We start from the raw sequence: 12678 nt of genomic DNA on the forward strand, positions 1-12678 counted from the left end.
TGAGCTTCTGAGCTTTATTTTTTCAGCTCGCGCAACTTGCCCACTACCGCATCCAACGCGCGGTCGAACAGCAGGTTGTCATCCAACACCCGGATGCTGCCCTGCTTGAATTCCTGGGCCAGGTCCATGCGGGTTTTTTCCAGTACCTTCATGCCGGTACGGTTGACGAATACGTACTTACCCGTGCTCTCGATGATCGCGGTGAGCTTGCAACGCAGGCGGTAGTCTTCCTCTTCTTCGAGCTCTACCCAAGTACCTGGGCGCAGCGCGTCAACCTGCTGCAGCACAGGGTCATCTTCAGACACTCGCATGCTGGCTTCGCTGGCCGGGGCTGTGTCAGTCCCTTCCAGCACGATTTCATCCAGCACTTGCACCAGCGCCGGGTCATTGGCCGGGCCTGGCAAGCTGGTACCCAGGGTTTCCCGCTGGAAGGCCTGAACGTGCAGGTTTTCCAGCTGGCTGAAAAACTGGCTGGTGGCGAACGGGTCGAAGGCCGAACTGGTCAGGCCCTCGCGCAGGGACTTAAGCAAGCCGGGCACCATCTCCAACAACTGCTGACGGCTGGCCGGGTCATCATGGGGCACCACGCTCCAGATCAACTGGTCCATGGTCGCCAAGCCGGCTTTCCATTCCTCAGACTGCCCGCCGTGCTTAAGCCAGGTAAGCAGCATAAATTTGCTCCAGGCCTCCTCCAGCAAGCGCACCACTACCTGCGGCAGGGTTTTACCCATCAGGCGGCGGTTAAGCTCGAACTGTACCTGCATGCGGGCCAGTTCTGCCCGGGCACGGCCCTCCTCGGCGTCGCGGGTGCGCTGCTCGAGCAACTCGCTGCGGCGACGCTCTTCACCGGTAAAGGCAAGGAAGTCCACCAACAACTCAGAAAATAACGACGGGTCATCTACGAAGTCATTGAGCAGGCGCTGCACAATCTGCTCGATGCGTGCGTACAGGGCATCGCGCTGGGATTCGTCCCGGCTGCTCCAGCCCATGGCGGCGCTGGCGATTTCGTTCAGCAAACGGCGAGCGGGGTGGGCGCCTCGGCTGAAGAAGCTTTTGTCCAGGACGGCGACCTTGAGCATCGGAATCTGCAAGCGGCCAATCAGGGCCTTGAGCGAATCCGGCAGGTTGCGGTCGTCGAGAATGAACTCAAACAGCATCGCCACCAGGTTGATCACGTCCTCGTCGACCCCGCCTACCACGCGGAATTTCCCGCTTTTTACGCTCACTCGGGTCAACAACTGCTCTAGCTGGTAGCGCAGGTCGTAGTCTTCGTGGCTGGTAGCATTGGCAGGCACGTACTGCTGCAAGTGCGAAAGCAGCCGCAACAGATCGTTGGTGGAAATAGGCTGAGCGTCCGAAGGGGCATCTAGCTTGGGGGCCACGCTGCCACGCACGGTGTGCAGGAGGTCCTGCAAAGCGGTGAACACCTCGCGCACGCTTTCGTCGAGCTGGGTATGAGGGCGAGCAGGAGCGCCCTCTTCCAGGGGTTCACTACCCCGGGGCTTGCGCGCCGTGGCTGGTCGATCCTCGGCCCGGCGGCTAGGGGCGGCCTTGAGTTCGGGCAATATGCCTGTAGCGATCAACAACTGGTTGGCATCGGCGTAGAGGTGATCGGTGTCGCTGAGCACGTACTTGTCGAACAGCTTCAATACGATCAGCTTGACCTTGATTTCCACGCCCAAGGTACGACCGGCCTGGAGGAAGTACTCGCACAGCATCGCCGGGCCCAGGGGGTTGCTGGCATCGGTGAGCTTGCTGGGCACGAGGGTATTGAGGCGAATGGTCAGCTGGCTGAGGGCCAGGCCGTCCCGCGCCAATACCTTGCCCACCATGGCGTCCAGCGCCACGGTACGCTCCAGCTCGTCATTGGGCACCAAGGCCAGCTTGTCGTAGGTGGGCGCCGGCGCAGGGTTGTCCATTACGTCGTATTGCCCAATGCGCACGAAGGATTCGTAGAATTTCTCTAAAAAGCCGCGTTCAATGTTCTTGCGCTTGAGGCGCAGGTCCCGCATGGCTTCGAAGAAGGTATTCTGGTCGACGTTGTTAAGGGCTTTGTCCGCCATCTCGAACAAAGTGTCGTCGGCATTATCGAACAGGGCCTGCAAGCCATCCTTAAGCTGCTGAGCCGCTTTATCACGTACCTGCAGCAATACCACCGGCAAACGGGCCAAGGGGGCAGAGGCCGCCTGGTCGATCGGCGCCTTGAGCGGCACCACTTTGCCATCTGTGGCCATGACTGGCTCCTGTCAATAATGGTTAGGTACGGGGTAGTCGAATGCGTCCACAACCTAAACCCTGGCACCAAGCGGCCCTTCGCGAGCTGCGAAGGTCAAGAGTAGGTAGCCTAGAGCATGATTCGCCAAGCCTGTGGCGTCATCACTGAATATTCAGGGTTGTGAACCTGATCTCGGAATGCTCAATTGCGCTGTATTTCGCGCGAAAGCCTAATGACGCATAGACCGCAAACACGCGCAAAAGCTCCCTCGGCCAGATAAAAAAACCAATTGCGCCCGGCGGTATGATCCAGGGTGCGCGGCGGCCGGGCACTACCCTATAATCGCCCCCGAATTTGACCCGGAGTTGCCCATGCCGAACCTAAGGATCGCAGACCTAAGCACGGAAATCGAAGCCAATGTGCGCCGGGCCCTGCTCGAAGACGTAGGCGCGGGCGATATCACCGCGCAGCTCATTCCCGCCGAGCGCCTGGCCCGAGCCAAAGTCATCACTCGGGAAGCCTGCGTAATTGCCGGCACGGCCTGGGTAGACGCGGTGTTCCGCCAATTGGACCCACGGGTAGCCGTGCATTGGCAGGTGGTCGATGGCGATCACGCCAAGCCTGACCACGTGCTGTTTACGCTGGAAGGCCCCGCCCGCTCCCTGCTTACAGGCGAGCGTTCGGCGCTGAACTTCCTGCAGTTGCTCTCCGGCGTAGCCACCCGCGCGCGGTATTATGCCGACCAGGTGGCGCACACTTCGGTACGTCTGCTGGATACCCGCAAAACCTTGCCAGGCCTTCGCCTGGCACAGAAATACGCCATTACCTGCGGCGGTTGCCACAACCACCGGATCGGCCTGTACGACGCCTTCCTGATCAAGGAAAACCACATTGCCGCCTGTGGCGGGATTGCCGCTGCCATTACCGCCGCCCACGGCATTGCCCCTGGCAAGCCGGTGGAAGTGGAGGTGGAAAGCCTTGATGAACTCAACCAGGCCCTGGCCGGCGGCGCAGACATCATCATGCTCGACGAACTGAGCCTGGCGGATATGCGCGAGGCCGTGCGCCTCACCGCGGGCCGGGCCCGGCTGGAGGCCAGCGGCGGGATCAACGACAGCACGCTGCGCGAGGTGGCTGAAACGGGTGTGGATTACATTTCCATCGGTACCCTCACCAAGGATGTAAGGGCGGTCGACCTGTCGATGCGTCTGAGCCTGTAAGCGGCCCTGGCCGCGCTTTGTTTTCTTATCGATAAGGGTGCTATGGACATCGGGCCACGACTTAAACGGGTGCGTGAACGCCATCAACTCTCCCAGCGGGAGTTGGCCAGGCGCAGCGGCGTTACCAACGCCACGATTTCATTGATCGAGCAAAACCGCGTCAGCCCCTCCATCAGCTCGCTGAAAAAGCTGCTCGAAGGCATTCCCATGTCCTTGGCGGATTTTTTTACCGAAGACGAAACACCGGTGGAAAACCCGCATATCTTCCGTGCCGCGAGCCAGCCAGACCTGGGCCGTAACGGCGTGCGCCTGCTGCTGGTAGGGGCCACGGTCAAGGATCGGGCCATTCGGTTGCTGCGCGAGCTGTACGCGCCAGGGGCTGATAGTGGCAAGCCCATCGTGCATCCGGAAGGCGAAGAGTGTGGCCTGGTGACCCGTGGCACCATCGAGCTGACCATCAATGGTGAAGTGAGCATCCTGCAGCCGGGGGACGGTTATTACTTCCCAACCACCCTGCCCCATAGCTTCAAGAACATCGGCCCTGACGAAGCAGAAATCATCAGCGCCAATACACCCGCCAACTTTTAGTAGGCCAGGGGAAGGCGGCCCACTTCTGGGCGAGCAAACAGGTACCCTTGCATCAGCTCGATGCCCAGGCCAAGCAAGGCGTCACGCTCGGCCTCTGTCTCTACGCCTTCGGCGATGATCTGTATGCCCAACCGTTTAGCGGCATGGATGATGCCGGAGACGATGGCTTCGCGTACTGGGTCATCATCGATATTACGGGTTAGCACCATGTCCAGCTTGATCACCTGCGGCTGAAAGGTCGCCAGCAGGTTGAGGCCCGAATAGCCTGAGCCAAAGTCGTCGATGGCAGTGGTGAAGCCCTGACGTTCGTACTCGGCAAAGATCGACTTCAAGTGGTCAGGGTCTTCCACCCGCTCGCCCTCCATCACTTCGAACATCAGCCGGTTTAGCGGGAAGTCGAACTGCCGCGAGGCCTCTACCGTAGCGCGGATGCAAGCGTCGGCGCGGTAAACCGCGTTGGGGTAAAAGTTAATGCTCAGCTTGCAGTCCGGTAACTCGGCCAAGCCAAGGCCTGTTGCCAGCTCGATGGCCTTCACCCGGCAGGCCTGGTCGAAGCGATACAGGTTGCTGTCGTTGACCTGGGCCAATACCTCACCTGCCCCCTCGCCATTGAGCCCACGCACCAAGGCTTCATAGGCGAAAGGCACGCCGCTGGGTACATGAACGATGGGCTGGAAAGCCATGGTGAAGTCGAAGCCAAGCTTCTCCCGCGAGCGGCATTGGGCGCACCCTACGGGTATGAAGGGTTGATCGAAAACGGGCCTGGGCATGGGCATCTCCCAAAAAAAATAGGGCTAGTGGCACTTAGACACCACCTTGGCGAGATTGTGCCAAGGCTATAAGCGATCTGAATGTCGCATAAGAGGCGCACGGCCCAGACGCAAGGGTTTCGGCCGCGCTAAGGTTTTCTTGGGGCTAGCAGACGAACGGTACTTAGTGCGCTAAACAACGTCTGAGCCCCGCCGATACGTTTGGTGAGGGACAGGGAGTGTTCCAGACAAACAAGCCCCCTACCTTGCGCTCGAGAATCGATCATGTCACTAAAGACCTCCCTGAAGGCCCAGATGCTGTTGCTCATTGGCGGTAGCTTGCTAGCCATTTTGCTTATTGCCTTGGGTTGTTTCCAATTTTTAGCCAACGGTGTGCGCGACTACCGCACCTTGGTCGAAGGCCCCGTACACGCCTCACAATTGGTTGAAGAAACCAACCTGCAATTCAAGACCCAAGTGCAGGAATGGAAAAACGTGCTGTTGCGCGGCAAACAGCCTGCCGACCGTGACAAATACTGGGGGCAATTCGAGGACCGCCACAGTGCCGTGCAAAAGCTGCTGGCTGACCTGGTTGCTGAACCCACCCTCACCGCTGATTTGAAACAGCGCGCCATTGAAGTGCGTAACGAGCACCAAGCGTTGTTAGCCGCCTACACCCGTGGCCGGGATGTCTTTATCGCCGCTAACGCGGACTCGGCCGCCGGCGACAAAGCCGTACAGGGCATTGACCGCACCACCACTGAACAGCTTAGCCAGTTGGCCAAGGACATCAGCACCGATGCCCGAGCACAGGCTGCCAGCATCAGTGCCAGCGCCGAACGAGGCATGTGGGTAGGCTTGTTGGTAATGATCCTGTCCGCCATCGCGGTGGCCGGCTTGAGCCTGTGGATGGTCAGCCGCCGCCTGGTACAACCGGTGACTCGCTTGATCGCCTATGTGACTGACTTGAGCAAAGGCAAATTCAAGGACCGGGTTCACAATGACCGCGAAGACGAACTGGGCCAGCTGGCGATCGCCGCCAACACCCTGCGTGACTTCCTCGACGAAACCTTCACTCGTCTCAAGCGCAACGCCACCGAACTCGACGGCGCCAGCTCCGCCCTGCACCAGATTGCCCGGCAGATGGCCCAGGGCACCGAAGACCAGTTCAGCCGTACCGATCAGGTGGCAACGGCCATGCATGAAATGTCCGCTACCGCTCAGGAAGTAGCCCGCCATGCCCAGGAAGCCGCCCGCGCCGCTGAAGAGGCCGACGATTCCGCTCAACAGGGCGAGAAGGTAATGCAAGGCACCATTGAAGCCATCAACCATATGCGTATGGAAATCGAAACCACCGCTTCGGTGATCCGCAAGCTGGAAACCGACAGCGGCCGCGTGGGCAAGGTACTGGAAGTGATTCGCGGCATCGCCGAGCAGACCAACCTTTTGGCCCTGAACGCCGCCATCGAAGCCGCCCGCGCGGGGGAAGCCGGCCGCGGTTTTGCCGTGGTAGCTGATGAAGTGCGCAGCCTGGCCCAGCGCACCTCCTCGTCCATCACCGAGATCAACCAGATCATCGATGCCGTGCAACTGGGCACCCACGACGCTGCCCGTGCTATCGAAGGGGGCAAGCAGCGCAGCGAACAGAGCGTGGAGCAGGTGAACCACACCGGCGCCATGCTCCAGCGCATCACCAGCGCCATCGAAGCCATTCGCGGCATGAACCAGCAGATTGCCACCGCCGCCGAAGAACAAACCGCTGTGGCTGAGGACATTTCCCGCAACCTGACGGAAATCACCACCATCGCCGTGGCCAACCAGCAGAGCGTAAAAGGCACAGAACACGCCAGCGGCCGCCTGCACGACCTCTCCGGCCAAATGAACGCCCTCACCGCCCGCCTGGGCTAACCCACCACCCAATGCGCGTGCGCCTTCGGATACGCGCGCACCTCTACCGCTCTATCAACTAATGACGCCCGTTCGCCAGCTCCGCTGGCGCCTACAGCAGTTCGTCGTGTGCCAGGACAGTATCTAAGGCGGCATCTATCGCGTGTAGGAGCGAGCAAAGCTCGCGCACCAGCGGCATTTAGGTATCTGGGGATTAAGGCTGCGGGCAAGGCCGCAAGAGAGATGGTGCCGGAGACAGGAATCGAACCTGCGACCTTCGCGTTACGAGTGCGCTGCTCTACCGACTGAGCTACACCGGCGTGTTTCGGGTGCAGAACTTACCATCAGATGCCGAGGCTGGCAACCAGTGATAAGAGTTTAAGAATCAATTGCCTAGGAAGCATAGACGCAGCCAACACTGAGAATTCCGTGATCGGTCCAGACGTGGATGCAAGGGCGAGTATAGGTAATTACGCCGTCGGTGACTGGATAAGGTAGATTCGTGAGTATACAAGTGAGAGAGGCGCTGTTATTTCGTTATTGATCACGCGCACTAGACAATTGCTGGACGTCAATGCTGGCGTCAATATCGCTTAATCAGAATGCTAGCCCAAAAATTCTGATGGTCGCAATAGCAACCATCAGCTCTATTGAGATTATTCTCTTGAATCCATCACCATATAATTGCTGGTAATTATTAGGGAATAACTTTACGTCCCTCCACAGGTTCTAGGTGCTAACGACTTATTAGCAGCCTCTATATCATTAGTGCAGGTCCAAGTACCAGCAGCGACACGGGTCCAAGTGATAGTTCGACCTTGGACAGCAACTGGGGCATTTGTAATTACGCATGTTACTGTGGCGGTACCTGCCGCTGCCGTACCCGCAGCAGTAAGCGCACTACAGTTATTAGTTGCAGCTGCAGCTGCACCTACATCAGTAGCAGCAGCAACGTCATAACCATTATTTAAACGGTCATCTACGCCTACTCTCAAAGCGGAGGTTTCAGCAACGGCTGCTGCAACCTTAGCCTTGGATTGATATTTTGTGTACTGCGGAATCGCAATCGCCGCCAAAATACCAATGATCGCCACAACGATCATCAATTCAATCAGGGTAAAACCCTTTTGGTTGTTCATACGCGTACTCCTGAATGCGAGAGGGCCTGATGGCCTGTCAGGGCTTGAGCAACCAGCATGCCAAATGCCTCTCTCCCCACATAAAGGCTTTATGCACTGGGTGGCCAGTATTTAGCCGCTAACCTTAAGCCGTCGCAAACTGACGTTTTTTGTCACTTTGTACCAATCGTTTGGCACCCATGGGTCGACTACGCTATAAATCAGCGACCGAAGGAGTTTTGCCACTCATGAATGATATCGCCCTTACCGGCCTGGCCAAGCAGTTGGTCGTAGCAGAGCTATTGAACGAGAAGAACGCCCAGCAAGCGTTCCAGCAGGCGCAGCGCAATAAAATTCCTCTGGTGCATTACTTGGTCCAAACCAAGCTGGTCAAAGGCCGCGATATCGCGCAACTGGCGGCAGACCAATTTGGCATGGCGGTGCTGGACCTCTCCACCGTGGACCGGGATTCCTTCCCCCAGGGCATAGTCAACGAGCGCCTGGTGCGCCAGCATCGCGCCCTGCCCCTGTGGCGGCGCGGCAACCGGTTATTTATTGGGCTGTCGGACCCCACCAATCAGCAGGCCATTACGGATATCCAGTTCAACACCGGCCTGAACGCTGAAGCCATTCTGGTAGAAGACGACAAGCTTGGCGATGCCATTGACCGTTTCTTCGAGAGCACCACCGGCCTGGAAGACATGGCCGACGTGGACCTGGACAGCCTGGATGTAGAAACGGTTGACGAGAACCGTAACGACGCCCCTGGCGGCGATGCAGACGACGCCCCTGTAGTGCGCTTCGTCAACAAAATGCTGCTGGATGCCATCCGCAGCGGCTCGTCGGACCTTCACTTCGAGCCTTACGAGCGCGCCTTCCGGGTGCGTTTTCGCACCGATGGCATGTTGCGGGAAGTGGCCCGGCCACCCATTAGCCTGGCTGGGCGGATTGCCGCGCGGTTAAAGGTCATGGCCAGCCTGGATATCTCCGAGCGGCGCAAGCCGCAAGACGGGCGCATCAAAATGCGCATCTCCAAGAGCAAGGCCATCGACTTTCGGGTAAACACCCTGCCCACGCTCTGGGGCGAAAAGATCGTGATGCGTATCCTGGACCCAACCAGCGCGCAGATGGGTATCGATGCGTTGGGCTATGAAGAAAACCAAAAGCAGCTATACATGGAGGCGCTGAGTCAGCCCCAGGGGATGATCCTGGTGACCGGGCCCACGGGCTCGGGTAAAACCGTGTCGCTGTACACCGGCCTTAATATCCTCAACACCGTAGACATCAACATTTCCACGGCCGAGGACCCGGTGGAAATCAACATGGAGGGCATCAACCAGGTCAACGTAAACCCCCGCCAGGGGATGGATTTTGCCTCGGCCCTGCGCTCCTTCCTGCGGCAAGACCCTGATGTGATCATGGTGGGGGAAATCCGAGACCTGGAAACCGCTGAAATCGCTATCAAGGCCGCGCAAACCGGCCACTTGGTGTTGTCTACGCTGCACACCAACAGCGCCGCGGAAACCCTCACCCGTTTGCAAAACATGGGGGTGGCCGGTTTTAACATCGCTACGTCCGTTAGCCTGATCATTGCCCAGCGGCTGGCCCGCAAACTTTGCCCCCATTGCAAAACCGAGAAGGACATTCCTCGGGACGCACTGCTGGAAGAAGGCTTCCCGCCAGAGAGCATTGGCACCTTCAAGGTGTATGAGCCCAAGGGGTGCGACCAGTGCAACAACGGCTATCGAGGCCGCCAGGGCATTTATGAAGTGGTGAAAAATACCCCGGCGTTACAGCGGCTGATCATGGAGGCGGCTAACTCCATCGATATCGCCGTGCAGATGCGCCGGGAAGGGTTCAGCGACCTGCGTCAGTCGGGTTTGGCAAAGGTCATGCAAGGCGTCACCAGCCTCGAAGAAGTCAACCGGGTGACCAAGGATTAAGCCATGGCGGTAAAAGCAGTTAAGGCCCCACAAGCCAGCGTATTTCGCTGGGAAGGCGTGGACCGCAAGGGTAACCGGGTCAAAGGCGAGCTGACGGGGCTCAACGTGGCCCTGATCAAGGCCCAACTGCGCCGCCAAGGCGTGGTGCCGGGCAAAATCCGCAAGAAGTCCAACTCTGTCTTTAGCCGGGGCAAGAAGATCAAGCCCCTGGACATTGCCTTTTTCACCCGGCAAATGGCAACCATGATGCGTGCCGGGGTGCCGCTGCTGCAGGCGTTCGACATTATTGCCGAAGGCGTGGATAAACAAAGCATGCGGGACTTGGTAAACGAGTTAAAACAGGAAGTCGCCGCGGGCAATAGCTTCGCCAACTCCCTACGGCGCAAGCCAGAGTACTTCGACGACCTTTACTGCAACCTGGTACATGCCGGTGAACAGGCCGGCGCATTGGAAACGCTGCTGGACCGTGTGGCCACTTATAAAGAAAAAACCGAGGCCCTCAAAGCCAAGATTAAAAAAGCCATGACCTATCCCATCGCGGTGTTGGTGGTGGCCTTTATTGTGTCGGGCATTTTGCTTATCAAAGTAGTGCCGCAGTTCCAAAGTGTGTTCGAAGGTTTTGGGGCGGAGCTACCGGCCTTTACCCAGATGGTCATCAACCTCTCGGAGCTGCTGCAAAACTGGTGGTATATCGTGCTGCCCGCGCTGGTTGGCGTAGGTTGGCTATTTGGCCGGGCTTATAAGAAGAATGTGAAATTCCGCGACACCATCGACCGCGCCCTGCTTAAAACGCCGATCATTGGGCAGATTCTTTATAAGAGTTCGGTGGCCCGTTACGCCCGTACCTTGTCCACCACCTTTGCCGCAGGCGTTCCTCTTGTGGAAGCCTTGGATTCCGTAGCAGGGGCCACGGGTAACGTGGTGTTCCGCACTGCGGTGAATCAGGTGCGCCAGGACGTGTCCTCCGGCATGCAGCTCAATGCGTCCATGCGTTCCACCGGGGTGTTCCCCAGCATGGCGGTGCAAATGACCTCCATTGGCGAGGAGTCCGGCGCCCTCGATGAAATGCTCGGCAAGGTCGCTAACTATTACGAAGAAGAAGTCGACAATGCCGTGTCCAGCCTTACTACCCTGATGGAGCCTATGATCATGGCGGTGCTGGGTGTGCTGGTTGGCGGCCTGGTCATTGCCATGTACCTTCCTATCTTCCAGCTTGGTTCCGTCGTCTAAATGCCTGCCTTTGACCTTTTGGCCAGCTCGCCGCTGGCCACCGTCCTATGTGCCTTAGTGTTGGGTTTACTGGTGGGGAGTTTCCTCAATGTAGTCATCCACCGCCTGCCGATCATGATGAACGCCAGCTGGCGAGCCCAGGCTCGGGAGTACCTGCAACTGCCCGTCGAAGCGCCAGCGCCTGTGTATAACCTGATGGTCCCTCGCTCCGCCTGCCCCCAGTGCGGGCACTCGATCCGGGCTGTGGAAAACATTCCGGTCGTGAGCTACCTCTGGCTGCGCGGCCGCTGCTCGGCCTGCCAAACCCGCATTCCTCGCCGCTACCCCATGGTGGAGTTGGCCTGCGGGCTGTTGTCGGCTGTAATCGCCTGGCAGTTTGGCCCTACCTGGCAAGCGGCGGCCATGCTGGTGCTTACCTGGGGCCTACTGGCCATGAGCATGATCGATATCGATCACCAGCTACTGCCTGACTCGCTGGTGTTGCCTTTGCTCTGGTTGGGCTTGGTGGTCAACGCACTGGGGCTGTTCGTGCCCCTGTCTGACGCGGTATGGGGCACGGTAGCCGGGTATTTGAGCCTGTGGCTGGTGTTCTGGGCCTTCCGCCTGATCACCGGCAAGGAAGGCATGGGCTATGGAGATTTCAAGCTGTTGGCGCTGATCGGTGCCTGGGGCGGCTGGCACGTGCTGCCCTTGACCATTTTGCTGTCGTCGGCGGTAGGGGCGGTAGTTGGCACCCTGATGCTCAGGGCTCGCGGTGCTGACCGGAGTACGCCCATTCCATTTGGCCCCTATCTGGCCATGGCAGGCTGGGTAGCCGTGATCTGGGGCGCCGGCCTCACCCATGCTTACCTGGATTTCGCGGGGCTTGGCCAATGACCTTAGTTACACCTCGCCCCTGGGTGCTGGGCCTGACCGGCGGTATCGGCAGCGGTAAGAGCGCGGCTGCTGACCGTTTTGCCGAGCTGGGGATTGAAGTGGTCGACGCGGACCTGGCCTCGCGCTGGGTCGTGGAGCCTGGCCAACCCGCTCTGGCGGCCCTTGCGGAGCATTTTGGCAACGGCATTTTATTGGCCACGGGCAACCTGGATCGCGCGGCCCTGCGTGCTCGGATTTTTGCCGACAGTGCCCAACGGGTATGGGTGGAACAGCTGCTACACCCCCTTATTGCTGAGGAAATCACCCAGCGCCTGGACGCCGCCCGCTCGCCCTACGCGGTATTTGTGTCGCCCTTGATGGTAGAGTCAGGGCAGTACCGCTTGGCCGACCGCCTATTGGTGATCGACGCGCCGCGAGAGCTGCAGATTGCCCGGACCCTACGCCGTGACGGCACCAGCCTAGCTCAGGTCGAGGCCATCTTGGCCGCCCAAGCCACCCGGGAGGCACGCTGCACGCTGGCCGACGATATACTCCTCAACAATGCCAGCCTTGAGGCATTGCACGCCGAGGTTGACCATTTGCATACCGTTTATTTGTCTTTAGCTGGAAACCGATCATGACCCAACCCCCGCTCGTCAATTGCCCTACCTGTGGGGCACCCGTGGAATGGAGCAGCGCTTCCCCTACCCGGCCCTTTTGCTCTGACCGTTGCAAACTGATCGACCTGGGCGCCTGGGCGTCGGAGGAACATAAGATCGCCGGGCGTGAAGAATCCGAGGATGAGTTGTTTACCGGCGACCTTCCCCCGAGCCAGCACTAGTCAGCCACTCCAATCAGGGCTTGTCCTGCCTC

Annotated in this window: 11 protein-coding genes, 1 tRNA gene and 1 pseudogene; 9 read left to right on the forward strand and 4 right to left on the reverse strand. The window is 59.0% G+C overall.

Features of this window, described 5'->3' with window-relative positions:
* Window positions 1–14: 14 nt before the first annotated feature.
* On the reverse strand, window positions 15–2234 hold the full coding sequence (locus tag ACWKV4_RS01140) for a DUF1631 domain-containing protein (RefSeq protein ID WP_483830293.1): 2220 nt from the start codon (window positions 2232–2234) through the stop codon (window positions 15–17).
* Window positions 2235–2586: 352 nt separating this feature from the next.
* Here ACWKV4_RS01140 and nadC point away from each other — a divergent pair, with 352 nt between their 5' ends.
* On the forward strand, window positions 2587–3435 hold the full coding sequence (gene nadC, locus ACWKV4_RS01145) for a carboxylating nicotinate-nucleotide diphosphorylase (protein ID WP_483830294.1): 849 nt from the start codon (window positions 2587–2589) through the stop codon (window positions 3433–3435).
* Window positions 3436–3477: 42 nt separating this feature from the next.
* Complete coding sequence (locus ACWKV4_RS01150; protein WP_483830295.1) at window positions 3478–4023, forward strand: cupin domain-containing protein; 546 nt, start codon at window positions 3478–3480, stop codon at window positions 4021–4023.
* Here the strand turns inward: ACWKV4_RS01150 and ACWKV4_RS01155 are convergent.
* A complete protein-coding gene (locus ACWKV4_RS01155) occupies window positions 4020–4793 on the reverse strand; it encodes an EAL domain-containing protein (protein ID WP_483830296.1) in 774 nt (257 codons plus the stop codon). The genes ACWKV4_RS01150 and ACWKV4_RS01155 overlap by 4 nt on opposite strands.
* An 888-nt stretch (window positions 4794–5681) precedes the next feature.
* Between ACWKV4_RS01155 and ACWKV4_RS01160 the strand changes: the two are divergent.
* Both ACWKV4_RS01160 and ACWKV4_RS01165 read left to right on the forward strand, forming a co-directional pair.
* Window positions 5682–5798, forward strand: a pseudogene (locus ACWKV4_RS01160) (HAMP domain-containing protein); the annotation flags it as partial.
* Window positions 5799–5969: 171 nt separating this feature from the next.
* Window positions 5970–6680: a methyl-accepting chemotaxis protein gene (locus ACWKV4_RS01165; protein ID WP_483830565.1), complete on the forward strand. Its 711-nt coding sequence runs from the start codon at window positions 5970–5972 to the stop codon at window positions 6678–6680.
* Between the two features lie 223 nt (window positions 6681–6903).
* Here ACWKV4_RS01165 and ACWKV4_RS01170 read toward each other — a convergent pair.
* Window positions 6904–6979 (reverse strand) — tRNA-Thr (locus ACWKV4_RS01170).
* 390 nt (window positions 6980–7369) lie between these two features.
* Window positions 7370–7798, reverse strand: a complete 429-nt coding sequence (locus ACWKV4_RS01175; protein WP_483830297.1) for a pilin — start codon at window positions 7796–7798, stop codon at window positions 7370–7372.
* Between the two features lie 227 nt (window positions 7799–8025).
* On the opposite strand from ACWKV4_RS01175, the gene pilB reads away from it, so the two are divergent.
* Genes pilB through yacG form a run of 5 tightly spaced genes read left to right on the forward strand, consistent with a single transcriptional unit; the run spans window position 8026 to window position 12646 of the window.
* Window positions 8026–9720, forward strand: coding sequence for a type IV-A pilus assembly ATPase PilB (gene pilB, locus ACWKV4_RS01180; protein ID WP_483830298.1), 1695 nt, complete (start codon window positions 8026–8028; stop codon window positions 9718–9720).
* Between the two features lie 3 nt (window positions 9721–9723).
* The gene (locus ACWKV4_RS01185; protein WP_483830299.1) at window positions 9724–10950 is read left to right on the forward strand and encodes a type II secretion system F family protein; all 1227 of its coding nucleotides are present in this window, start codon (window positions 9724–9726) and stop codon (window positions 10948–10950) included.
* Window positions 10951–11826, forward strand: a complete 876-nt coding sequence (locus tag ACWKV4_RS01190; RefSeq protein ID WP_483830300.1) for a prepilin peptidase — start codon at window positions 10951–10953, stop codon at window positions 11824–11826.
* The gene (gene coaE / locus ACWKV4_RS01195; protein WP_483830301.1) at window positions 11823–12446 is read left to right on the forward strand and encodes a dephospho-CoA kinase; all 624 of its coding nucleotides are present in this window, start codon (window positions 11823–11825) and stop codon (window positions 12444–12446) included. The genes ACWKV4_RS01190 and coaE overlap by 4 nt, the downstream gene beginning before the upstream one ends.
* Window positions 12443–12646, forward strand: coding sequence for a DNA gyrase inhibitor YacG (yacG, locus tag ACWKV4_RS01200; RefSeq protein ID WP_483830302.1), 204 nt, complete (start codon window positions 12443–12445; stop codon window positions 12644–12646). The genes coaE and yacG overlap by 4 nt, the downstream gene beginning before the upstream one ends.
* The last annotated feature ends 32 nt before the right edge of the window (window positions 12647–12678 follow it).

The organism is Pseudomonas artemisiae (assembly GCF_057128685.1).